19 protein-coding genes are annotated in these 25,230 nt (G+C 43.9%); 7 read left to right on the top strand and 12 right to left on the bottom strand.

Features of this window, described 5'->3' with window-relative positions; all coding sequences use genetic code 11:
* Positions 1-8 precede the first annotated feature (8 nt).
* Both QUB52_RS03555 and QUB52_RS03560 read left to right on the top strand, forming a co-directional pair.
* Positions 9-2,015: a serine/threonine protein kinase gene (locus QUB52_RS03555; protein ID WP_332973750.1), complete on the top strand. Its 2,007-nt coding sequence runs from the start codon at positions 9-11 to the stop codon at positions 2,013-2,015.
* Between the two features lie 87 nt (positions 2,016-2,102).
* Entirely contained in the window at positions 2,103-3,377 is a 1,275-nt protein-coding gene (locus QUB52_RS03560) for a serine/threonine protein kinase (protein ID WP_332973751.1), read from the top strand.
* Here the strand turns inward: QUB52_RS03560 and QUB52_RS03565 are convergent.
* The 3 genes from QUB52_RS03565 to cynS all read right to left on the bottom strand — a co-directional run bounded on the left by QUB52_RS03565 (position 3,369) and on the right by cynS (position 6,210).
* Positions 3,369-3,956 carry a type IV pilin-like G/H family protein gene (locus tag QUB52_RS03565; protein ID WP_332973752.1) on the bottom strand — a complete coding sequence of 196 codons (588 nt, stop codon included), beginning with the start codon at positions 3,954-3,956 and terminating at the stop codon, positions 3,369-3,371. The genes QUB52_RS03560 and QUB52_RS03565 overlap by 9 nt on opposite strands.
* Before the next feature lie 66 nt (positions 3,957-4,022).
* Positions 4,023-5,408, bottom strand: a complete 1,386-nt coding sequence (clpX, locus tag QUB52_RS03570; RefSeq protein ID WP_332973753.1) for an ATP-dependent protease ATP-binding subunit ClpX — start codon at positions 5,406-5,408, stop codon at positions 4,023-4,025.
* Between the two features lie 358 nt (positions 5,409-5,766).
* On the bottom strand, positions 5,767-6,210 hold the full coding sequence (gene cynS / locus QUB52_RS03575; RefSeq protein WP_332973754.1) for a cyanase: 444 nt from the start codon (positions 6,208-6,210) through the stop codon (positions 5,767-5,769).
* 566 nt (positions 6,211-6,776) lie between these two features.
* On the opposite strand from cynS, the gene QUB52_RS03580 reads away from it, so the two are divergent.
* The 5 genes from QUB52_RS03580 (at position 6,777) to QUB52_RS03600 (ending at position 14,202) form a co-directional block, all read left to right on the top strand.
* A complete protein-coding gene (locus tag QUB52_RS03580) occupies positions 6,777-7,967 on the top strand; it encodes an RNA-guided endonuclease InsQ/TnpB family protein (RefSeq protein WP_332966888.1) in 1,191 nt (396 codons plus the stop codon).
* A gap of 73 nt (positions 7,968-8,040) precedes the next feature.
* On the top strand, positions 8,041-8,385 hold the full coding sequence (locus QUB52_RS03585) for a slr1659 superfamily regulator (RefSeq protein WP_332973755.1): 345 nt from the start codon (positions 8,041-8,043) through the stop codon (positions 8,383-8,385).
* 147 nt (positions 8,386-8,532) lie between these two features.
* Entirely contained in the window at positions 8,533-10,674 is a 2,142-nt protein-coding gene (locus QUB52_RS03590; protein WP_332973757.1) for a PAS domain-containing sensor histidine kinase, read from the top strand.
* 498 nt (positions 10,675-11,172) lie between these two features.
* Positions 11,173-11,496 (top strand): hypothetical protein, encoded by a 324-nt coding sequence (locus QUB52_RS03595; RefSeq protein WP_265236234.1) that lies wholly within the window; start codon positions 11,173-11,175, stop codon positions 11,494-11,496.
* Between the two features lie 129 nt (positions 11,497-11,625).
* Positions 11,626-14,202, top strand: a complete 2,577-nt coding sequence (locus tag QUB52_RS03600; RefSeq protein ID WP_332973758.1) for a PAS domain S-box protein — start codon at positions 11,626-11,628, stop codon at positions 14,200-14,202.
* Positions 14,203-14,317: 115 nt separating this feature from the next.
* Here the strand turns inward: QUB52_RS03600 and QUB52_RS03605 are convergent, their stop codons facing one another.
* The 9 genes from QUB52_RS03605 to QUB52_RS03645 all read right to left on the bottom strand — a co-directional run bounded on the left by QUB52_RS03605 (position 14,318) and on the right by QUB52_RS03645 (position 25,225).
* On the bottom strand, positions 14,318-14,779 hold the full coding sequence (locus QUB52_RS03605) for a VOC family protein (RefSeq protein WP_265236230.1): 462 nt from the start codon (positions 14,777-14,779) through the stop codon (positions 14,318-14,320).
* Between the two features lie 511 nt (positions 14,780-15,290).
* The gene (locus QUB52_RS03610; RefSeq protein ID WP_332973760.1) at positions 15,291-15,776 is read right to left on the bottom strand and encodes a glutathione peroxidase; all 486 of its coding nucleotides are present in this window, start codon (positions 15,774-15,776) and stop codon (positions 15,291-15,293) included.
* A 134-nt stretch (positions 15,777-15,910) separates the two neighbouring features.
* Entirely contained in the window at positions 15,911-16,810 is a 900-nt protein-coding gene (locus QUB52_RS03615; protein ID WP_332973761.1) for a YsnF/AvaK domain-containing protein, read from the bottom strand.
* A 314-nt stretch (positions 16,811-17,124) separates the two neighbouring features.
* Positions 17,125-17,979, bottom strand: coding sequence for a DUF2382 domain-containing protein (locus QUB52_RS03620; protein WP_265236225.1), 855 nt, complete (start codon positions 17,977-17,979; stop codon positions 17,125-17,127).
* Between the two features lie 324 nt (positions 17,980-18,303).
* Positions 18,304-18,687: a DUF1499 domain-containing protein gene (locus QUB52_RS03625; RefSeq protein ID WP_332973762.1), complete on the bottom strand. Its 384-nt coding sequence runs from the start codon at positions 18,685-18,687 to the stop codon at positions 18,304-18,306.
* Between the two features lie 298 nt (positions 18,688-18,985).
* The gene (locus tag QUB52_RS03630) at positions 18,986-20,650 is read right to left on the bottom strand and encodes an adenylate/guanylate cyclase domain-containing protein (RefSeq protein ID WP_332973763.1); all 1,665 of its coding nucleotides are present in this window, start codon (positions 20,648-20,650) and stop codon (positions 18,986-18,988) included.
* Positions 20,625-23,198 (bottom strand): response regulator, encoded by a 2,574-nt coding sequence (locus QUB52_RS03635; RefSeq protein WP_332973764.1) that lies wholly within the window; start codon positions 23,196-23,198, stop codon positions 20,625-20,627. Before QUB52_RS03635 ends, QUB52_RS03630 begins: the two co-directional genes overlap by 26 nt.
* Positions 23,195-23,590, bottom strand: a complete 396-nt coding sequence (locus QUB52_RS03640) for a response regulator (protein WP_265236218.1) — start codon at positions 23,588-23,590, stop codon at positions 23,195-23,197. The genes QUB52_RS03635 and QUB52_RS03640 overlap by 4 nt, the downstream gene beginning before the upstream one ends.
* Before the next feature lie 210 nt (positions 23,591-23,800).
* Positions 23,801-25,225 (bottom strand): hybrid sensor histidine kinase/response regulator, encoded by a 1,425-nt coding sequence (locus QUB52_RS03645; RefSeq protein WP_332973765.1) that lies wholly within the window; start codon positions 25,223-25,225, stop codon positions 23,801-23,803.
* Between the last annotated feature and the right edge of the window lie 5 nt (positions 25,226-25,230).

Here is a 25,230-nt window from a genome sequence, read left to right on the forward strand (position 1 = left end):
CAAACCTTATGAACACCTTCCCCGACTTTTCCACCCACGGCTATCAACTAACCAGCGAACTCGGATACAACAGTCTGGGCGGGCGCGTCACCTATCTCGCTACAAAAATTAACACAAATAAGCCCGTTGTTATTAAGCAATTTCAATTCGCCCAATTAGGTGCTAGCTGGGCGGAATACGATGCTTACGAACAAGAAATCAAAGTGCTCAAAAAGCTCGCACACCCGGGAATTCCCCGCTATCTCGATGCTTTCGGGACTGACAGCGGATTTTGCATGGTGCAGGAATACAAAAATGCCGAATGTGCGATCGCCCGGACTTTCTCGCCGCCGGATATTAAACAAATTGCGATCGCCACTTTAGAAATTCTAGCTTACCTGCAATCCCAAAAACCGTCCGTAATCCACCGCGACATCAAACCAGAGAACTTATTAATCGATGACGAGTTAAATGTTTACTTAGTAGACTTCGGTTTTGCCCGCTTAGGAGGTGGAAACATCGCCGCCAGCAGCGTTGTCAAAGGCACAATGGGATTCATGCCACCAGAGCAAATGTTTAACCGACAATTAACACAAGCATCCGACCTTTACGGCTTGGGGGCGACGCTGATTTGCCTATTAACAGGTACAAAATCCGTGGATGTCGGTAACTTAATTGATGATAATTATAGCATTCATTTCCGGCATTTAGTACCGCCATTGCAGCAGGGTTGGATGAACTGGCTGGACAGGATGGTAGCACCGAGATTGCAGGATCGACATCAGTCAGCGACTGAGGCTTTAGCCGTTCTGAAATCTCTGGATGTTAGTAGCTTGCCGAAAGTGAGGCTTGAGCGCGATACGCTGGAATTTGCCGCTACAGAATATGGAGAAACAATAACACAAACCATCGCAATTAGCAACCCAATTCCCGATACAATGCTTTGTGGCAGATGGGAAGTCGCGCCGCATCCGAATGATCCGCCGCATACACCTTACGATCACCCTTGGATCTCGTTTGAGCCGCAGAAATTTGAGAGCAATAATTTTGATGTCAAAATCCTAGTTGATACCAAACAATTGTTGGCAAGTCAAGCTTATGAGCGCTATATAATCTTCCATACAAATTCCGAACCCGACACTTATCAACTCAAAATTAAAGTCACAACAGCTCTCCTTCCTATACCAAAACTAACTACTTTATTGTCTAAGGGCAACCTGATTTTGATCTGCTGGTTGGTGTTATTCGGCTTTCTATTTAGTATGGGCAGCAACTATGAGATTGCTTTGGGTATTATTATGAGCTTAGTCTATGGATTTGCAGTTGCTGAAATCACACTCTTAGCAGAATCACATGGAAATAAAAAAACTTGGGTAGGAGGAGTATTAGGATCGCTAATAGGATTAATTTTATATTTTTTCGTTTTGTCTGTTGTTACTGAAGTTATTCGTAATTTACCCCTATCGAACAATACAATTCTATCAATTGCTGCCTCGATAGGGATGGTAATTGCGCTGATATTCTTTAGTTTATGTGGAGCTGCACTTGGAAGTATGATGAATAGGAATTTGGCTATGATTATTGCTATTATCGGGCAATTTTTATTATTTGCATTGTTTGCATTGTTTTCTTTCGTGGCAATGATATTCGATGAGGCTTTCAATGCAGCATTTTTTATTTTCCTAAGCAATTTATGTTGCATGATAGTTTATTTGTGTTGCATGATAGTTTATAGGATTTTTCATAATCGGATTGACGAGCAGACTACCCTCAGAAGAATAATTAACATTTATAATGACAAAATAGCTTTTCTTACGACCGGATTTTGTACTAGCTTGGTAGTAGTATTTCGACTGTTTTCAAACGTTGTCGCTCAACGAGAATGGGTTGAACCAATGGAAATAATAGCTGTAGGAGGAGCTATAATCGCCTCTTTAGCTGTCACTGCTATTCCATTACTTGAGATGAGTGTTTTTAAGCCAAATAGAATCCTTGCTAAGTATCGCAAATTACAAGCAAGTTTAATTAAACCTTAAACAATTGCTCGCTTGTTTTACTGAGTTATTGAGGACTGAAGTCCTTACTACAAACCTTGTTGGAACTGAATTTATTATTGCGAACCTATGAACGCTTTTCCTGACTTTTCCAACTACGGCTATCAAGTAACTCGCGAACTCGGACACAACCGCGCGGGCGGTAGAGTTACCTATCTCGCTACCGAAATTAATACCAAACGTTCCGTCGTTGTCAAACAATTTCAATTTGCCCAGACTGGCGCTAATTGGGCGGAATATCAAGCTTACGAAAAAGAAATTCAGATTTTGCGAGCACTCGATAACCCCAACATTCCCCGCTATTTAGATTCTTTCCAAACTGCATCGGGTTTCTGCATGGTACAGGAATACAAAAATGCTAATTCCCTCGCAACTTCGCGCCAGCAAACACCGCAACAAACCAAGCAAATTGCTATTTCTGTGTTAGAAATACTCAAATACTTGCAAAATGGGGTGCCGCCCGTTATCCACCGAGATTTAAAGCCGGAAAATATCTTGGTGGACGATCGGCTAAATGTCAGCCTTGTCGATTTCGGATTTGCTAGAATCGGCGGGGGAGAAGTCGCCGCCAGCAGCGTTGTCAAAGGCACTTTGGGCTTTATGCCACCCGAACAAATGTTCAACCGCCAGCTAACCGTCGCATCGGATTTATACAGTCTCGGCGCGACGCTAATTTGTTTGCTAATCGGCATCAATTCTACCGAAGTTGGCAGCTTGATGGACGAGACAGGGCGGATTAATTTTAAACATCGCTTGCCGCAGCTAACTCCAGAATTTCTTGACTGGCTGCAAAAAATGGTGGAACCAAATTTTAAACACCGCTATCCTTCCGCAGATGCAGCCCTCAATGCTTTGATTCCTCTCAAAATACTTCGCCAGCCTAAAAAATCCAAACTTGCACTGATATCAGTCGGATTGTTGACAGCAAGTGCTGCTATTTTACTCCCATTTATTTGGAAATCTCAGGAACCTCAACAAGTAGTTAAATCCCAACCAAAAACCAGCAAACCGAAGTTAAAACCTGTGACTCAAGTGATGTTAACTAGCGAACTAAAATCGGAACAAATTATAGATTTTGTGTCTTTAAAAAAACCACATAAAGTCTATTTTGCTGTCAGTGTTACTAACTTTTCACCGGGAGAATATTACGGTACTTGTCGCGTATTTGACTCTCAAGGAAAATTGGCAGCCGACGGTCGATCTCATTTAAGAACAACGGCAGATAGACTAAATACTTGGTGCGGGTACAATTTTACAAAGGATGACAAGCCTGGGAATTGGAAGTTTGAATTTTATTTAGACAATCAAAGAATGACACAAAATAGTTTAAAGGTATTACCTTAAAATATTTGTACCGGGCGGGCAGTGAATTTCTGTGCCGTCAAAAGTTGGCTGTATCAGATTGAATTGATCCACCTCCTTTTCCGGCTCGCTTTCGCAGATTGCCGAAATAGTTATTAGTTGATTGCTAACATCTTTTTTGAAAGCAAATACTGCTCCTATATATACTGGACTGTAGTCTTTTTGGCTAACGGAATCCAGCTTTTGAGAAAATGCGATCGCGCTTTCAAATTGTGCTGGTTCGCGCTTATTCTCCAACGTTTGAACTGGGTTTATTAATAATGAGTCAATGTGGTAATAATATTGAGCTTTGCTGAGACCTTGTATAGCCAACCCTTCCAGGGAATCACTAAATTTGTTATTTTTTGCATAGTAATCTTCCTGCGCTTTATTGATCGAAGCCAGATCTGCTTGTAGTGCCGGAGATTTCGGACTGCTTGAGACGAAAATAGTGTTGAGTTTGAAATTGTAAAAAGATGCTAGTATACCAGCCATAAAACCGCTGTAAATTACAGTCCGTACCAGCAAACTGGATAGTGAAAGGCTGTATGTTTTACTTTTTTTATCTATATCTGCTGACATTTTTTTAGTGCCCTAAAATCTTGCTAAGTTTGCAGGGTGCGCGCCGCACACCCTACATACTACAAATTAAGCTGTTTCGTGCTGTTTGTGCCATGCGGGATGCCACAGCAATTCAGCAGTCGATCGCTTCTCGACCATTTCCTTGGTAATCATACAGTCAGCAACATCCTTGCGAGAAGGCAACTCGTACATCACATCAAGCATTAACTCCTCCAAAATGCTGCGGAGAGCTCTCGCGCCGGTTTTGCGCCGATAGGCCTCCTGGGCGATCGCCCGTAGCGCATCCGGCTCAAATTCCAACTCCACACTATCCATCTTCAACAGCTTCTGATACTGCTTCACCAGCGCATTTCGGGGCTCAGTCAAAATCTGCATCAAAGCCGCCTCATCCAGCGGCGAAATCACCGTCACCACCGGAATCCGCCCGACAAACTCAGGAATCAAACCAAACTTAACTAAATCGTCCGGCTGTACCTGTTGCAAAATATCAACAACCCGCTTATCCTTCGCAGCCAATGTCGAATTGCTGTCGCTTTCTGTTGGCTGAATAAAGCCCAAGGATTTTTTACCCAAACGCTGTTCAACTATTTTTTCCAAACCGACAAAAGCACCGCCACAAATAAATAAAATCTTGCTAGTGTCAACTTGAATAAAATCTTGGTAAGGATGTTTGCGGCCACCTTGCGGAGGCACATTAACCACCGTTCCTTCCAACATTTTTAGCAGCGCTTGTTGCACTCCTTCTCCCGATACATCTCTGGTGATCGAAGTGTTTTCACTTTTGCGAGCAATCTTGTCAATTTCATCAATATAAATAATCCCGCGCTGTGCCGATTCCACATCAAAATCCGACATTTGCAACAGCCGCAGCAAGATATTTTCTACATCGTCGCCCACATATCCAGCTTCTGTCAGCGTCGTCGCATCGGCTACCGCAAACGGCACTTCCAGCATTTGCGCCAAACTTTGCGCTAACAAGGTTTTGCCGCAACCAGTCGGCCCGACTAGCATGATGTTGGATTTTTGCAGTTCGACATCGCTGTCGGGGGAAGATTTGCCGCTGTCTTTGGCTTGGTCTACGCTTAAGCGTTTGTAATGGTTGTAAACTGCTACAGAAAGGACTTTTTTGGCTGAGTTCTGGCCGATGACGTGGTTGTCTAAATGCTGTTTAATTTCTGTGGGTTTGGGGATTTTAGCTAAAACAATTTTCGATTTGCTCGATCGACTCTGGCGTCGTGTTCCTTGTCCCTGAGACTCTCGCACCTCTGATTGGGGAATCTGTTGACCAACTTGTGTTTTGCTGGAATCAAAGAACTCTTCTTCTAAAATTTCATTGCACAGTTCCACGCATTCATCGCAAATGTAGACGCCGGGCCCAGCTATTAACTTGCGGACGTACTCCTGGGACTTACCGCAAAAGGAGCATCTGAGATGGGAGTCATATTTTGACATATTTAGCCTCTTACTTTACGGTTACGGTTGCTTGTTTTGACTGGAGAAGTTGCGGCGCGATCGAATTCTTTGCCCTAGAAAGGTTTCCCGATCGGACACCCACGCCAGTCTGTCGATTTTAGATTGAAGAATTTTAGATTTTAGATTTACTCCACAAATAAATTTTGGAGGTTGAACCTTCGTCTAAAACTTGGGGATATACACAAATTAAGTCAGGGGCTTGTCTCAATTTTTTGCTTGGTCAAGCTTCGCGGTCTCTATTTCTAAGTTAACACTTTTGAGGCACGGTCATTAGTCGTCAGCCCTCCGACCCAATTTTTAATTTTTAATTTTCACTTTCGAGCAAAGCGGCACGGGCTTACCATTTTTTGTATTCCAAAAATTTTCCCGACATAATTATTTTCACTCGATCCCCTTTTGAGTCTGCTTCTTTCTCGACATCCAAAGTAAAGTCGATCGCGCTCATAATCCCGTCACCAAATTTTTCGTGGATTACTGCTTTGAGTGGCATTCCGTACACCTGCATGATTTCATAGAAGCGATAAATCAGCGGGTCAACCGGAACAGCAGCATCCAAAGAACCTTTTAACGGAGGTTCACAGAGAATCGCAGCCGTCTCGCCCGACAGTCCCAAAGCCGAGACAATTTTCTCGGCTTCATCGACCGATGCGGTAGCTTGACGGTAAATAACCGCAGCAATCCAAACTTCGTCGCGCCTCAAAACTTTTTCCAAATCTGCAAAACTAATTCCCTGAGCTTTTTTAGCCGCCAAAAGCTTTTCTGTAATTCCTGAAATTGCCATTAAATATTCTCCCTTCACTTCAGTCTCAGATGTGCAATATCTCTCACATTTTGGTGATTTTGTCAATACTAACTTGAGAAAAAAAATCGAATTGATAGCTCGGAACTTCAGCAAAAGCTGGTCTCGTCAACCCCACAACTCATACAATTTGAGATTTGAGATTTGAGATGTTAGATTGGCAATGACTGATGACTATCAGGGTTTGGAGCTAGCCAACAGTTGCATTCTTTTTTCCAACAGGTATCACAACTGGTAAATTTTAAAAGAACTCATAACTGCCTGTGGCAATGGTACAGTTGGCAGTATATGTAATAAAAGTTACACACGCAAAGGCCTTCGGCATTCGGCAAACGGCTGAATTTTGATCGTGCTAGCCTGAAGCTCAATCCTCGCTCACGTAGCCAAAGCCCCTTTACCGGAAGAACGAGACGAAAGCCCCTAGCTTTAGATATGGGGATGAAGTCGGGCGCGGTTTCAACCGCCTTGAAATTAATTTCCCAATCTTCCTGATTGCTTATTGCTTAGTATACTATGGTATAGTAAATTAAGAACACAAAGGAGGGGAAATGAAAGGGCGGTATCAATACAGATTCTATCCGACAATTGAACAAAAAATTAGATTATCTAAATTGTTTGGCTGTGTGCGGGTAGTCTGGAATGATGCTCTAAGACTTTGCAAACAGTCAGACAGAAAACCTAGTTCTGCCGAATTGCAAAAATTAGTTTTAACTTTAGCTAAAAAGACACCAGAAAGAGAATGGTTGGGAGAAGTTTCAGCTATTCCTCTACAACAATCTGTCTCAGATTTAGAGACTGCGTTTAGCAATTTTTTCAAGTCCTGCACAGGAAAAAGAAAAGGAAAAAAAGTCGGCTATCCTAAGTTCAAGAAAAAGACAAACAGCCAATCGGCAAGGTTAACGCGCAACGGTTTTGTATTGAGAGGTAATGAGGTTTATCTGGCCAAAATAGGGGACGTATTTCCCGTTTGGTCTAGAAAATTACCATCCAATCCTAGCTCTGTTACGATAATCAAGGACTGTGCAAACCGATATTTGCTAAGCTTTGTTGTAGAAGTTTCCCCCATCCAGAGCGAGGCTAAAGACCAAAGCATCGGTGTAGACTTGGGCATTAAAACCTTCGCTGCAATGAGTGATGGTACAACCGCACAAAGTCCAAGCTACAAAGTGCTAGATCGTAAAATTCGCAGACTACAGCGCCAGCTATCCCGTCAAGTCCAGACCTCAAAACGTCGGGATAAAACTAGGCTTAAAATTGCCAAGCTACACAACCAGATTGCTGATACTCGAAAGGATTTTCTGCACAAACTATCTACTAAGTTGGTGAGTGAAAACCAAACCATTATCTTAGAAGATTTGAACGTAGCAGGTCTGGTTAAAAATCGGAGATTGTCAAGGGCAATAAGTCAGCAAGGATGGGGAGAATTTAGGACGCTTTGTGAGGGCAAGTCGGAGAAATACGGCAGAGAATTTAAGGTAATTTCTCGCTGGGAGCCGACCTCTCAAATTTGCTCAGAGTGCGGGTTTAGATGGGGAAAAATAGACCTCTGTGTGCGCCGGGTCCAGTGCTTAAACTGCGGAGCTAAACACGATCGAGATTTGAACGCCGCTAAAAATATAGAAAAAGTCGGGATGGGGCATCGCCACGACTCTAAACGAGCACAGAGTTTGAGTAAAACTACTTCGGTAGTATCGGACAATGAAGTGAAGCGCCTAAACTTCGGAGACTATTTATTTTAGTCCGGGTTTAGAATCCCCTCGCCTTTAGGCATGGGGAGTATGTCAACACTCAAAACCGGCAACTGACAAAAGTATGGAGATTCAGACCAAAGATTACAACATCCATTACGATCGCCCTACACAAACAGTCACCTGCTGCGGCTCGTTCCGGCTCAGCCAGGCGGAAGAATACGCGCCGATCGTCGATCTGCTCAACGAAGTGGCTGACTCCTGCCCAAACACCGTTACTCTAGACTTGCGAAAGCTAGAATTTTTAAATAGTTCTGGAATTAATATTTTCTCAAAATTTGTGATCAAAGTGCGCCAGCAAAAAAATATTCAAATCGCCATCAAAGGTTCTAAACAGATCCCCTGGCAGATAAAATCTCTGAAGAACTTGCAGCGGCTGATGCCTTCCTTGCACTTAGAATTGGAATAGTAGCGCCAAAGGTAAAGATGAATCCCCGGCTAAGTCCGGGAACCAGGATGAGGGTGGCTGAAGTTAATCGGAATAAGTCATAGTTAATTTAGCACTAAACCGTAAAAAACTTCAGCACAGACTAAAAATTACCAATTTTCAATTGCTATGCAGGAAGAACCATCGAGAGAACAGCTACTTTTGGACGTTCAGCGGCTGAGTGCGGAACTTGAAAACTTGAAGCGCGAAAAGGTTGACCTAGAAATTTTGCTGGAGACTACCACCGAACATTCAGATACGATGGAAGCTCACTTGCTGAGCAAAGCTCAGTTGGCGCTGCGTTCAAGCGAAGAGCAGTTTCGGGCGATCGCCTCAGCAACTCCCGTGCCCGTATTAGTTTCTCGCCTCTGTGACGGCTTAATTTTGTATGCGAACGCTCAATTGGCTTCTCTCCTGAACATACCCCTAGAAAAATTGATCGGCTGCACCACTCCAGACTTTTACTTGAACCCCGCCGATCGCCCAAAGGTACTTGAGGCACTTGCTAAAGAGGGATACCTGCAAAACTACGAACTCCACTGCAAAAAATCAGACGGCACCGCTTTCTGGGCGATGATCTCGGTTCAGTCGCTGGTGTTTAACGGGCAGCAGACGGCATTGTGCGCCTTGTACGACCTCACCCAACGCAAGGAAGCAGAACAAACTCTCCAAGAGAGCGAAAAGCGTCTCCGCCGCCAGAGTTTGGCTTTGTTGCAGCTAGGTAGGCAGAGGACTCTCAACAACGGCGCGCTGAATGTGGGAATTCGCGAAATTACCGAGGCTGCTTCCCGCACTTTGGAAGTGGAAAAAGTCAGCGTCTGGCTTTACAACCACTTGAGATTTGGAACTCGTTACCCCAATCCGTCTCAGCTAAATTTTACCGAGAGAGTGCTCGCCCAGAACCAAACAGAGGCACTCGATACAGAGGCCACTGCCCCAGAGCAACACGAGGGGGTGAATCATTCTAAGTTTAAAATCCCCAACCTCAAATTAGTTTGTCTCGACTTGTACGATCGCACCCAGGAGAATCATTTGAGCCGGGAGTCCACATCGGCAAGCGATTTAAATTTATCAATTTTAGAGGTTGAAGGCGACACACCGGGCGAAAATTTGCGATCGGACAATGCTTTAGAACCTACGACAAAAACTCAAAAATCTCTACAAACAAATTTTTCCCACTCATCTTCGCTAGCCGAACATTCCACTGTGCGGCCAAATGCCAGCAAGCCCAATTCATCCATATTAAATGTAGCAATTAGGCTCGGCGGCCAGATCGTGGGCATCCTCTCTCTCGAACATATCGGCGCGCCCCGCCAGTGGGCTTTGGAGGAGCGCACCTTCGCTGATTCTTTGGCAAATTTGGTAGCGTTGGCGATCGAAGGATTTGAGCGCCAGCGGGCTCAGGAAGCACTCTCCAAAGCCAAAGCGCAGCTAGAAATGACCGTCGATCAGCGCACCGCTCAACTCACCGCCGCCAATAAACTGCTCCGCATCGAAATTGCCGAGCGCAAAAGAGCCGAAATAGCCTTGCAAGAAGCCTTACACAAAGCTGAAGCAGCTTCGAGAGCTAAAAGCACTTTTTTAGCCAATATGAGCCACGAGCTGCGGACACCGCTCAACGCGATTATCGGTTACAGCGAAATGCTACAAGAAGAAGCACGCGAATCGGGACTCGAAGACATCATTCCCGATACCCAAAAAATTTATAACGCCGGCAAACACTTGCTGACTTTAATTAACGATATTCTAGACCTTTCTAAGATAGAAGCTGGTCGGATGGAGCTTTATTTAGAAAAATTTGACCTCAGTAATTTAATAGAAGAAGTCGTTGCAACTTTGCACCCTTTGGTCGAAAAAAATCAAAATCAATTGCAAGTTTCTTGCTCTGAAAATTTGGGAGTGATGTATGCAGATTTGACTAAAGTCCGGCAAATTCTGTTCAATTTGCTCTCGAATGCCCTGAAGTTTACCGAAGGTGGAACGGTGCTGTTGAGCGCGACTCGCGAACCAGCAGGCGACAGCGATTGGGTTTATTTGCAGGTATCTGATACGGGGATTGGAATGTCGCCAGAACAGCAGCATGGTTTGTTTCAACCTTTTATGCAAGGAGATGCTTCGACTACTCGCAAGTACGGTGGCACCGGTTTAGGATTGGCGATTAGCCGCTTGTTTTGTCAGATGATGGGCGGCGATATTACTCTTGAGAGTCAATTAGATATTGGCTCTACTTTTACAGTTCAATTAAAAGCAAAAGTTGATATTAGTCAGTAGTCAGTAGTCAGTAGTCAGTAGTCAGTAGTCAGTAGTCAGTAGTCATTGGTCATTAGGAAGAAGGCAAGGAGTACGCGATGGATTTAACAGATTTAACGGATGGGTGAAAGATGCAATAATTCGCCATGACCAATGACCAATCACCAATGACCAATGACCAATGACCTATTCCTGTTTTAATTGTGACACCGATCGCGATCGACCTCTGTTGCCGATCACACAGTAGCATTTTTTCCCAGCCTAGAATACCTGTATTATCCCAAAATTGTGTCGCAGGCGGGATCAGGCGCCTCGCTGCATTCACAAGTCGCACCTCAACCTGATTAAGGGGGTGGGGGGTTGCTTGCAGAAAGGCAATTGGGTAAAAGTAATGCTATGGTCGGGAACCAGTAGAAGGCAAAAGTTAACAGGAAATCAGGAATTATCAAAGGTCTCTGGACGCAGAAACACAATTCTGCTTTTTACCTTCAAACTGCTGCCTCTACTGGCGAGATAGCAATGCCGCCTTCATCAGCGCGCAAGTTCTCAGAATCAAAGGAGTGCATCTACATGATTAAACCTTGCAGTCAACCGCTAAAAATAAATCCTTTCACTTGTCATCGCGATCCCGCTACAGGCAGGTGGATTGTAGTTCCAACAGTTCAGAATGCTTGCGAAACAGACTCTACTTTTAAAGCAAAAGCCGAAGGCGAAAACGAGGGTAAAGTAGAAACGATTCTTTCTGCTTCGCCTACGATTTCGCTGCCGAAAAAAACCCTTTCCTTCTCCTTACTTCCGTTTAAAAAGCTTGGTAAAAAATCTGTTGTAACTTTCAGCAGGTAGCTATTGCAGGGGTCTAATCTAGTTTCCACGGTTAGTCCCCAGTTATTGCCAAACAAAAAAATGAACTTATCCCTAGCCTAAATTGCCAAAAAGCGATATACTGCCAACAAACTTTATCCTTCAATATCCGTGAAGTATTTGCTCGATCGCTTCATCGAACTTACATGGACAGACCGACCGATTCGCCAGCGGGGAACAGTCATCGTTGCTATCCCCGTGATTTGTCTGTTTGCTTCACTTATAGCAATTGTAGGTATCCGCGATATTACCCTAAAAATCAGACAGCGAGCAGATACTAATAGGGAAATACTTCAGGAAACTAACCGCTCGTTAACACTGGCGGTGGATGCGGAAACGGGCATTCGAGGTTACGGGTTGACGAATCGCCGCGATTTTCTAGAACCCTACTTAAAAGCAAAGAAAAGTTTGCCTCCGCTGCTGGCTAAAATCAAAGTTATGGTTCGAGAAAATAAACTGCAAGCTCAGCCATTTGAAGAAATCAAAAAAAGTAGCGAACAGCAAATAACTTTCTTGCAAAATACTTTGAATAAGCTCGACAGTTCTGCCATAAAAGTACAGTCACCGGAAATAATTCAGGTGTTTGCTCAAGGCAAATTGAAGATGGATAAGCTGCGCGCACAAATTAATGCGTTTCTTGATGTCGGCGAAGCCCAGCAGAAAGCTTTAGATCGGCAAAGACGAGAGTTGATAGATTTAACTAATTTCGTACAAGTTGCTGGTTTGGTTTTCGGCTGTTTAGGTGCAGGGGCTTCCTGGTATTTATTTGATAGTTTAGAGCAGGAATTGAGGAAGCGGCAAGCAGGCTTGGAGGAAAGTAAAACTCGGATTCAAGCTGTGGTAGATAATGCGGCTGACGGGATTATTACTTTGGACGAAGGGGGAAATATTGAGTCTTTTAATGCGGCCGCAGAACGGATTTTTGGCGCTCAAGCCGATCGCACAATTGGCTCGAACCTACGCAGGCTGATAGCTAAACCACAGCCGTACAACACCGCGGGGGATTACTCGATCGAATATTTTATGTTAAATCCCGATGCTAAGCTGAAGACTTACCAGCAAGAAACAGTTGGACTTCACAGGGACGGAACCAAGTTTCCGATGGAGTTGGCCATCAGCGAGATGCGTCTGGCAAATCAACACTTGTTTATTGCGATTTGCCGCGATGCTAGAGGACGAAAACAAGCTGAGGAAACTCTGCGCAAGCAAGCGCAAATGCTGGATTTGGCGAACGATACGATCGCGGTACTCGACTTGAACGGGACGATTTCTTATTGGAATTTGGGCGCGAAGTGGCTCTACGGATGGCGGAAGTCGCAAGCAATCGGAAAAAATATTCACGAGCTTTTGCAAACAGAATGGAAGCAGCCTTTGGAGGAAATTCAAAAAGTATTTTTCGAGCGGGGTTCTTGGCAAGGGGAACTGGTGCGTACCAAGAAAGACGGCACAAAAATAATGGTGGCAAGCCGGTGGACTTTGCAGTACGACGATCAAGATCAACCCGTGGCTATTTTGGAAATTAGCAACGATATTAGCGATCGCAAACGCTCAGAAATTGCTTTAGCCGAAAGCGCACAGCGGTTTCGAGATACCTTTGAACAAGCCGCAGTCGGCATGGCTCAAGCGAGTGTGGATGGCAAGTTGCTGTTAGTCAATCAAAAACTTTGCGAAATTTTGGGCTACAGTCGCCCAGAATTGGTTGAGAAAAGATTTCAGCAGATTACTTGGCCCGGAGATTTAGCAAGCGAACAGGAACTTTTGCGCCAATTGTTAGCAGGAGAAATTGAAAATTTCTCTCTGGAAAAGCGCTACATCCGCAACGACGGAGAGTTGGTTTGGGCAAACTTGACGGTTTCGCTGCTGCGAGAACAAAATGGCAGTCAATTTCTGATGAGTGTGGTAGAAGATATTAGGGAACGCAAACAAGCTGAAGAAGCGCTCAAGTTGCGCGCTGAAGAATTGAATTGGATGGCGCAGTCGCTGGCTAAGACGACGAGTGTTTTGAGAAAGCGGAATCAAGAATTAGACCAGTTTGCTTATGTAGTTTCTCACGATTTGAAAGCGCCACTCAGGGCGATCGCAAATCTCAGCAGTTGGATAGAAGAAGACCTCAGCGAGTCGATGACAGAGGATACTCTGCACCAAATGAACCTGCTGCGCGGCAGAGTTCACAGGATGGAAGCTTTGATTGAGGGACTGCTGCAATATTCCCGCGTCGGACGCATTCAAGTGCCTTCAGAAATGGTAAAAGTTGAGAAGTTATTAGCAGAAGTTATTGATTCGTTGGCGCCGCCGTCGGGATTTGAGGTAAAAATTGAACCGGGAATGCCAACTTTTGTGACTGAAAGATTGCCGTTGCAGCAGGTTTTTGCTAATTTAATTAGCAACGCTATCAAGCACAATAGAAGTGAATCCGGTTACGTAAACATATCGGTTAAAGACTTTGACGATTTTTACGAGTTTGCTGTGGCGGATGACGGGCAGGGGATTGCTGCTCAATATCATGATAAAGTTTTTGTGATTTTTCAGACTTTGGAAGCTCGTGATAAAGTTGAAAATACTGGCATTGGTTTGTCGCTGGTGAAGAAGATTGTTGAAGGTCAAGGAGGCAGTATTTCCATAGAATCAGCCGAAGGTGAGGGAGCAACTTTTCGGTTTACTTGGCCAAAGCAATCTGTTAGCAAATAAGATATAGCCTTTCTCAGAAAGATCAGGTACGCTTCCAACATAGGGCATAGCGCACCGCGAAGCCGATCGTAAATGTGTGGTGATCCGTGCGCACCGAAAGTCCGATAGCGCCTGTTTAAACGGCATCGCAGCGGATTTCGATGATAAATCCATCAGGATCGTAAAAGTAAATGCCGCGTCCTGTAGCGCGCGTGACGGGGCCACTGTCGATCGCAATTTGATTAGACTTTAGCACTTCCAGAGCGCGATCGAACAAATCGCGATCGATATCAAAAGCCAAGTGGTTAGCGCGAGTAAAAGCCTTCTGGGGATCTGGGTTTGGCGGTTCCAAATCTGGCTGCCAAAATAGGTCAATCACAGTCCCGTCTGGAGTGATGAAATTAGCGACTTTACCAGCGGCGACCATTTCTGTTAAACTTGCGGGAATTTCCGCACCTGTGAGTTCCTGCAAGCCGAGAATTGTACCGTAGAAGTGGCGGGAAGCATTCATATCGCGCACGTTTAAAGCGATATGGTGAACGCGGCGCAAGTTCCCCGGCGCGAGGACAATTTTGACGGTGCTTTCGGTAGTTTGCATGATTGTCAATTGCAAGTGTTAAAATTGAATGCTGTTAAGCTATTCTGCATTTAAATTATATGTCAAAAAACAATCAAACTCTTGTGGTACGTGGCTCTGAGCATCGCCCCGAATATATAATTTAAATGTGCAACAGCTTAGTGAGGACATTAGCTAAATTATGATTATTTGTCATTAGGGAACGATGCCATACCTACAAATAGCATTGCTAGCCCGCCTCCCAGAATCGCGATCGCCAATAAACCCACAGCTAAATCTAATCCCGATGTATTTTCCATTAAATTAAACCATTCTCCAATTAAATCTAATCATCGGTATTTGTTAATTGCTGATTGCTTGTCAACAATGGTGAAGAGAAGTAGGTGCCATCTTATAGCATCGGCTAATCTTGTAGAGTGCGAATTTCGCACCGAAAAAGTCAACCGATGCCGAAGCGATGGGGGTAAAAGTCAATCGGTGCGTAGTGTACACCCTTCTTCCTTCTTCCTTCTTCCTTCTTCCTTCTTATTTCTTATTTTGCCAATTCTTTGTCAATCGCAGCGATCAATTCTGGCGAATCTGGGCCCACGCTGCTGCCGAATCTGGCAACTACTTCACCCTGTTTGCTAACTAAGAATTTTTCAAAATTCCAGGAAACCTCACCCTTGGGATCGACTGCACTCGTCAGCTTAGCGTACAGCGGGTGCTGCTGACTGCCTTTAGCGTGTACTTTGTCAAATAATTCAAAGCTGACACCGTATTTTGTAGTACAGAAATTGACGATTTCTGCGTTACTTCCTGGTTCTTGACCTCCGAAGTCGTTGCAGGGAAATCCTAAAACGCTGAGTCCAGCAGCACTGTACTTCTGGCTCAATTCTTCGAGTCCTTTGTATTGAGGTGTATAGCCGCATTTGGAAGCTACGTTAACTATCAAGAGTACCTTGCCAGCGTACTCTCCTAGCTGCTTGTCTGCGCCTGCGATCGTTTTTACTTTAATGTCGGAGATGGTGCTGGGCATTTTCAAATACTTCTAAATTTGACCACCACAATTTTACTGCAATTTGGTACATATTTGTCGATGTGTCGATCGCTCAAAATTTCAAGATGTTTATAGTGAGGACTAAAATCCTGAGATATTTATGAGGAGTATTGTTAACTTTGGTCATCTGAGTGGCTTTCCGTCATCCATTTTTGGTAAGTTTCTTCCAGTTGCTTGTTCTCTAGAACGAGTTCTATGCGGACTTTGACGCAACCGTGGCGGGGTTGAGAGGCGATCGCATTTAAGATTTTGCTAGCTTTCTGCACAGAGGTGAATTCAGCCTTAACTGTCGGTTCGTGGCGATCGCTCTTAGTCTCCGTCAAGTCTATACCGGTGATGTGTCCCTCGCCCAAATCTATTTCTGCCAACACCTTCGGATCGTCGCCTACTTGTTCGACAATCAGCTTTTCCCACTGGATAGGCACTTGTACCATCCGAGTTTCAATTTCTTTACGCACAATGACTTCGCCGACTTTGCGCTTGCTGCGATTGATCACCAATCGTTCTTCTAGCAGGCGAATTACATCTTGATCGACAATATCCAAGTCTCCCTCGCGCTCATCTGTCTCTAAATGTTCATTTGGGCGATCGGTATCTGTTAGATTTGACATAACTATTGAGGGATTAGTTGACTCGCTGTTGCTCACTTCACTATGCCGTTCTGAGGGATTTTCTAAAGACTGAAGCCCGTCATTTCCCGATATTACTGGCAGCATATCGACTTGAGCCGAATTAATACTTACAAACAGAGCTTTTTGGTGATAATCCACTTTTTTGAGCAGCTTAATACTTAGTAAAAAAATGCGGGTATTTTCTGTACCTAGCCCTGATACCACAAAATTTAGCTGACCATTAGCATCAAAATAGACATCTTTTATTTTGCCTACCAAGTGACCTTGGCTGTCTTTGACTGTAAAACTTTTTAGCTTAGTTCTGACTTTTTCCGGCACTCGGTTGAGATGGGTAATTGATTTTGCCATTGCTATTTTTTCGGCTGATGCTTGACCGTTCATTTTTTAAACTTTCCTGCTAATGGATTTTTATTATGAATTGGTAATGGCGAATTGGTAAAAGCGGGGAAATAAGACCGGGCGGTTGAAACCGCGTCTATACAAACACTCACCCGGATGGTGCGCGGGTTGAAGAACGGGCGGTGAAAATTACTTAATCTTCTTCAGTCCGCGCACCATCCAGACTTCGTTTTTGTAGACGCAGTTTCAACGGTACGTCCTATCTAGGAATTGCGCGATCGCACAACTCAAACCTCTGCGGTGACAGAATTGTGTGATGAATGCGCAATTCCTATTCAAGACTTGCTGCGGTTGGTTTAGATAGTTTTATTATCTACAACCGGAGTGCCATCGGTGTTAATGTCTAATTCTTCACGGCGCAAGGTTTCTTCGCCCTCAACCGTGCTGCGGACAACTTCTTTTCTGATGTTGACTTCTTCGCGCACGAAGGCTTCTTTGTGAATGTCGGCCGTTTCTTCGTAGACTTCCATGCGTGCAACTTCCCCTGATTGGAAATCAGCTTCACCGACTGAAACTACTCGACCCGCTTCTACGGGCGTTACTCGCTCGATTACGACTCGTTCTTTTTCAATGGGTACTGAAGCTCGTGCTGTTTCTGTTTCCACGCGCTTACCAACTGCTACGGAGCCGGTTTTGGCGCGGTTTTTGTTGGCAATCAAGCGTTCTTCATAAAGCTTGAAATTTTGGTGGTTCTGTTCGTTGGTTTCGTAGAGGGGGCGATCGATATCGTAGCTGTAGCTGCTGCGATCGTAGCTAGCAGGAGCTGCTGTGATTGCTGCTGATGTGCCTTGATTGCGGTAAACGCTTCTTACTTCTTCTTCGCGATCGTAATCTACGGGTTCTAATTCATTGTAAGCCGGCAATAGTTCTGCTTGCTCTTTGCTGCGAAGGCCTGTGGCGTGGACGCGATTGGCTGCGTAGTCGAAGCGGGCCGAGCCGATCGGCAGCAACACTTTTTTACCAAAAATCCAAATACCGGTATCAACTACCAGATAGCGGAAACGACCCGTTTCATCAACCAAAGCGTCATAAACAGTACCTACTTTTTCGTCAGATTCGCCGGCATAAACATCAAATCCCTTGATGTCGTCTCCAGCAAAAATTTCATCCTTATAATTGGGTTCAAAATCTGCAATTCTTTGAAGTGCCATGTTTTTATCCTCGTTGCTCTACTTAAATTAATAGTAGAAATTAATGGCTTAACTTCCCTCTCCCTAAAGTCTGAAGTGTTTAATTTAGGGTGTTTAATACTATAGGAATACAGCGCGGTGTCGGTGTTGACGCACTCAGCAATTCAGAACCCGATCGAGAAGACCGGGCGGTTGAAACCGCTTCTGGACAAACAAAACCCACTCCAAGCGGGTTAAAGACTGGGCGGTTTAAATTACGTTATTTTCTTTAGTCCACGGAGGTGGACTACCGTTCAAGAAGGCTAACACGTTTGTTTAGAGGCGGTTTCAACCGTACCTCCTATCTTAAAGTTGAGTTCTGAGAGTCTCTATCCTTTTGCGGTTGACTCCTAAATCTGACTCTCCCAGACGCGAAGCCGATCGCACATGAATCACCTTTGCCCCATCATCTACCAAAAATTCTACGTCATCAACAAACCCCATCAAACCACTCGTGAACTCCGCATAGAGGTAATTATCAGTTGCGGTGATAATCTTAGTTTTTGCAGAGGACTCGATCACCCCTTTGAGCTTAGCCATTGCCTCAGCAGGCGACGAAGTGTATGCCAAAGGCTCGATTTGGTGTTCGGCATCTTGACTGAAGCTGCTGACGCAGTTGGGGGAAGCAGGGCACGCGGCGAGTTTTCCTGACACAATGCCGATATTGGCAGGTCTTTTTCCAGCAAACATGGTTTTTTCTCCGGGAAGTGCGATAAAAATAGCGATCGACAGTACCGCTACCGCTATCAGTGATATTAAAATAACAAGGACTCTTTTCAATGCTGTCGGCGATTTTGTTTCAACTGTCTGCAAAGGATTAGCCCTCCTAAAAGTGCAAATTGGATCTAATTTTAATATTAATTGAAATTGACATCAAAAAATTAAAAACATTTATCATAAAGAATTGGTTTAAAGCCGGAACCCTGATCGGGATCAATTGAAATCAGACTATTCATTACTGCAATCCTAGGACTTCTTTTATCAACTGTCAACTGTCAACTGAATGAATTTGTTCTTCAATCAACCAGTAAGTCAGCATTGTTCCTTTACCTTTAACCGCAATTTGACCACGATCTTCAAAAACAAACTGCTCTTTCAAACGCTCGTAAGTCTGTGCAGTCACTTGAATTTTACCCGGCAATCCGTTCGACTCCATCCGCGAAGCAACATTCACAGTATCCCCCCACAAATCATAACTAAATTTGCTAATTCCAATAATTCCCGCCACCACCGAACCGCTGTGAATTCCGATCCGCAATTGAAAACTTTCTCCAATTTTGAGATTAAACTTTCTCAAAGCTACCTGCATCTCCAAAGCCAAAAGTGCGATCGCCTCAGAGTGATCCTCCCGCGCCGTCGGCAAACCCCCAACCACCATATAAGCATCCCCAATCGTCTTAATTTTTTCCAACCCGTGCAACTCAGACAACATATCGAACTCCGAGAAAATCCCATTCAAAATTTCTACCAACTGCGTCGGACTTTTGTGAGCAGAAAACTCTGTAAAACCCACCAAATCAGCAAACAATACCGTCACCTCATCAAAATGATCCGCGATCAACTTTTGCTCTTTTTGCAAGCGCTCAGCAATAGGTTTCGGTAAAATATTCAGCAGCAATTTCTCTGTTTGCTCTTGCTGCAACTTCAGCGCCGCCTCAGCTTGTTTCCGCTGAATCATCGAACCGAGCTGCGTAGCAACCGCACTCACCAATTCCAACAAGCGCGGCTGGCTTTTCAGAACTTTCTCGCGATAAAAAATCAAAATAGCTAACACTTGGTTGTCCGCCAAAATTGGCAAACCAAAAGCTGCTTTCAATCCCACATTCACCGCAATTTCCGATCGCAAAAAAACCTGATATGGTGCAATAGAAATATCCTCAATCCATTCAGACTGATGCGACTGCCAAATCCTCCCCGGCAGTCCCACACCAGCAGGAAAAGTTAACTGCCAACTTGTCTCTCGGAATTGGGCAAAAATCGAGTCGCTGACATACCTGCCTTTAGCGCATCTTAAAACGCCGTCACTGCAAGGAATCCAAGCTTCGCCCAGATTCCATTCAATAGTTTGGCAAATTAAACCTAAAATCACATCTATAGCCGACTCAAAATCCTCAGATTTGCTAATAGCTTGAGTGGCCTGTAGGAGCAATCTTGTTTCCATTTCAACCTGACGGCGTTCGGCAATTTCCTGGTGCAACTGAACATTTTGATCTGTCAACTTTTGATTTTTTTGTTGCAATTGCATTTGCAAGGAACGCACAGTAAGTTGATTGCTCACTCGCGCCAATACTTCTTTCACCTGAAAAGGTTTTGTGATATAATCTGCTCCGCCCACTTCAAAAGCTTGTGCCTTATTTATTCCTTCTTCTAGCGCGCTCAGAAAAATGATGGGAATTCCCCTAAATTGCGGTTGTGATTTCAATTGTTTACAGAGTTCGTAACCGTTAAAATCCGGCATCATAATATCGAGCAAAATCAAATCTGGCGCGCTCGATTGAATCGCATCTAGGGCAGAAAAACCATTAGTAACAGGTCGAACTTTATAGCCATTGTTCTGCAATATTTTAATCAACAAACGCAGATTATCTGGCGTGTCGTCAACTACTAAAATATCTGCTTGATAGTTTTCAGTTTGTTCCGCCTTCATCTCCACGATCTGATTCCTCCGCCTCGGCAATTAAATTGAGAATTTTCTGGTAATCAAAATTATCGAGATGACCCTGGAGGATTTCGACAAATTCAGGATGAGCATCCCTTAGTTCTTCGATTGTCCTGGCAATTAAGTCAAAATCAGCACTGCGGATTACCTGCCTAATATTATCTATCCATTCTGCGGGCAGTGTGGGTAAATAAGCAAGCGCAGCATTAGATGTGGAATCAGATAGATGATGCCGATCGCCCGTTGGGATAAAATCAGTTGAGTCAGAGTAGAGATACTTCACCCCCAAATGTTTGTTAAGGGTATCAAATATATCATTTTTGCGGAAAGGTTTGCTAACAAAATCGTCGCAGCCGACCAATAAAGCAAACGATCGCCTGCCTTCAATTGTACTAGCTGTCAAAGCAACAATCTTCGGAATCGGGGATTCTTGATGGGAAATACTCATTTCCCAGTTTCCTTGCTGCTCTTGCTCTCTCTGCTGTATTCTGGCCTTAATTTCTTTAGTAGCTTCGTAGCCGTCCATCACTGGCATTCGCACATCCATCAAAATTAAGTGCGGGTGCCAATTTTCCCACATTTCTACTGCTTCGCGGCCGTTGGCAGCTTGTTGCAGCTTGAAACCCAAAGGAGAAAGCATTTTGACTAAAAGTTCGCGGTTGTCTTCGCGATCGTCCACAATTAAAATCCGGTAGCACGGTTGATTTGGTTCCAACCCAGCAACTTCGCGGTTAATTTCCGGGGCTGGAATATCAGCAGTACCAACCGCACAGACTGGGATTTCAATTTTAAAAGTAGTGCCTAGTTCCAGTTGACTTTCTACCACAATTTCTCCTCCCATCAGGCGGACAAATTGACGGCTGATCGTCAATCCTAAACCCGTGCCTTTCTGAGTTTTTTGACCAGAAGCTGTTTGCACAAATGCCTGAAAAACATTGCCCAATTCTTCAGGAGCAATGCCAACTCCTGTATCTTCTATTTCAATCCGAAGGAAAACAATCAGATCCCGATCAGAATTATCAACATTTTCTCTCAATTCAATAGTTGCAGAATCACTTCTATCGATCGCAAAGTCCCTAATACTTTTTGTGGTATCAAAACACACTGTTGGATTCGCCAGTAAATCAACAATTTCCGAACTCTTTAATTTTACAACTCTTAATATAATCGTGCCTGTCTGCGTAAATTTAATCGCATTACTGAGGAGATTGATCAGCACTTGCCGCAGTTTAACATCATCGGTTCGCACGTACTGGGGAACGTCATCCTCACGCTGGAAAAGCAACTGCAATTCTTGATTTTTTGCCCGCAATAAAAACATATCTTGCAAGTCGTCCAGCAAATGGTAGAGATCGAAGTTTTTCGGATCGACAATCATCCGCCCAGCTTCGATTTTTGACAAGTCTAAGACTTCATTGATCAGGGTGAGCAAGTGTTCGCCACTGCGGCGAATTATTCTCAGATTTTCTCTGTTTTCGACAGTAAGATTGGGGCTGCCTTCCATGATTTGTGCAAACCCCAGTATGGAATTGAGAGGAGTCCGCAACTCGTGGCTCATATTTGCCAGAAACGTGCTTTTAGCTTTGTTTGCAGATTCAGCAGCTAAGGCGGATTGTTGCAGTTGTTCTGTACGTTCGTCAATTTGGGTTTCTAAGGTGTGCTGGTAATCTGCTAGTATTTTTTCGGCTTGTTTGCGATCGCTAATATCTTGAAAAGCTGCGATCGCATAAACAATATTTCCGCTCTCGTCAAAAATCGGCGTAGTATTGATCTCGATCGCAATTATTTTGTCATCTTGACGGATTTCTACATCGTCAACCTTGACAAAATCTCCTTTGAGTGCGCGCAAAATTGGCAGATTATCCGGCGGGTAAAGCTGATCAGTATTGGCAACATACAGTTGATAAGTTGCAGCTAATTGTTCCGCTGTGCTTTCCGGGATCGTGTCTGCACCCAGCAAATCGCGCGCTGTCTGGTTGAAATAGGCGATCGAGCCGTCGGGATTGTAAACAGATACCCCCACTGGCAAAGCTGCTAAAAATTGCTTCAGGCGGCTTTCACTCGCCGACAGAGCCACATTTGCTAGCTTCAACTCCTCGTTTACCTCTTGCCTCTTCAGGATTTCATCTGTTAACTTTTGGTCTTGCAAGTAACTGTGAATTGCTTCTACCACCGTTAATTTTAAGTCTTCATTTTGCCAAGGTTTAGGGATATAACGGTACAATTTAGCATACTTGATAGCATTGCTCAGAGCTTCCAAATCTGCTTGCCCCGTCAGCATAATCGTCAGCGTATCCGGCGAGCTTTCGTGAATTCTTCTGAGCAGTTCATCCCCTTTAATATCCGGCATGATATAATCGGAAAGCACCAAAGCAATCTCGTATTCATCTGCCTGCAAATCTGCCAGCAACTCTAAAGCATCTTCCCCTCCTTCAGCCGTTTCAATAATACACTGATCGCCGATCGCCTTTTTCAGTTCAATCTTTAAACTGTTCAAAACATCAGGTTCGTCATCAATACACACAATCACAGGTTTTTTCATAATAACTTTGCCAGCCCAGATTTGATCGTCTCTATTAACTGTTTGCTATTCCACGGTTTGTACAAACAGCAATATAAATCAGCTTCTTGTACTGCCCGCTCGACTGCCGCTGCATCCGCTTGTCCGGTCAACATCACCTTAATAATTTTAGGATATTTTTGGTGAACTCTAATTAAAAGTTCATCACCTTTAATTCCCGGCATCAGCCAATCAGAAACAATCACAATCACCTCAGCTTCTTCTTCAAAATCCTCAAGCAAATCTAAAGCTTCATCACCACTTTCAGCTAATTCATAAAAGTAATCATCTTTAAATTCATTTTTGAGCTGCATCTTGAGAGTCTTCAAGATATCGGGTTCATCGTCAACGCAAAGAATTACAGGCTTATTCATCTTTTCCTCTCTGCTTGAATTTTAGTGGGTTTACCGACATGACTTGCTCCTCTGTGATTGATTTCGGGCGAGGATGCACGATATCTGCCCCGTATCTTATTTTAAGAGGACTTCCGAAAAGAAACCCGGTTTATCGCAATAAATCTTGTCTTTGTCAGCGAGACAGCCCCTGGCGCTACCGGGAATCAGCCCCCTGCGGGTAAGTTTTGTTTAATAGATTGGCAGCGAGACGGTAAAAGTTGTCTGCCCCGGTACCGATTCTACAGCAATTGTACCTTCATGTTTGTCAACAATTTTTCTCACAATATCCAATCCCAAACCGCTACCTTCGCCCGCAGATTTAGTCGTAAAAAATGGCTGAAAAATCTTAGGAATAATTTCTGGGGGAATACCTTTGCCGTTATCAGTAAATTTGAGCAAAATATTTGCCTCTTGCAGCAGAGTTTCAATCGTCAAAATACCTTTATAATCCATTGCTTGCAGGGCATTGTGAACAAGATTCGTCCAAACTTGATTTAAGTCATCGGGATAGCACATAATTTTCGGTAAATTTCCATAATTTTTAACGACTTCTATACCGTGTTTCAGTTGATTTTGATAAAGGGTTAACACCATTTCAATGCCATCGTGCAAGTTCGCCTGGACTTTTTCTTGCTTGCTATCGAAATGAGCGTAGCTTTTTAAGGCAAATACTACTTTTCCCGACTTAGCTGTCGCTCTTTGGATTAGGCTAATACTTTTCTTAAAGCTCACAAACTGGTAAGCTGTATTGAAAACTACTTCCCAATCCGGCAATTTAAAAAGTGGCAACAACTGTTCTATGTTATCGTAGATTTCCATGTCAACTAAAGTATCCGCAATTTCTTCAGCATTTTTAACAGATGCTGCCCTCAAATCCCCAGTCAACTGCTGCTTAAATTTTCGCTTCTCTCTGCTAGTAAATAAAATTTTTTGATTGGTAGATCTGTAAAGTACCGCTAAAAAGTGAGCTTGACTTTCTTCGGAAAGTTGTTGAAAAAAATGAGGCATTTTTCCTAAATTATCGTCCCAGAAAGTAGCTATATTATCAATAGAGGAGCCGATAATGCCCAGGGGGGTATTTATTTCGTGGGCAATGCCGGCAATCAGTTGTCCCAGTGCCGCCATTTTTTCCGATTGAATCAAATGCTCTTGGGTGGCTTGCAGTTGGTAGATGGCAGTTGCTAAATCTTGATTTTTTTCTTGCAAATTTTGTTGCAGTGAACAAATTTTTAAATGAGTTTCGATCCGGGCTAAAACTTCTTCAACCTGAAACGGTTTGGTAATAAAGTCCACTCCCCCAACTCCAAAAGCTTTAACTTTATCCATCACGTCGTTAATCGCACTGATGAAAATCACCGGAATGTCTTTGGTTACTTCAGAATCTTTGAGCCGCTGACAAACTTCATAGCCATCCATCTCCGGCATCATAATATCCAGCAGCACTAGATCCGGGGGCATTTTTTGAGCGGCAGACAGTGCTAGCTTACCGTTAGGAACTGGGCGAACTTGATAGCCTTTTTCGCTCAAAATTCCTGCCAGCAGCCGCAGGTTTTGTGGTGTGTCGTCTACTACTAAAATATTAGCTCGATTGGTGTTGGAGGAACTTGAATTCATCGGTT

Origin of the sequence: Microcoleus sp. A6-C6, assembly GCF_036705955.1 — a bacterium.
GTDB lineage: Bacteria > Cyanobacteriota > Cyanobacteriia > Cyanobacteriales > Microcoleaceae > Microcoleus.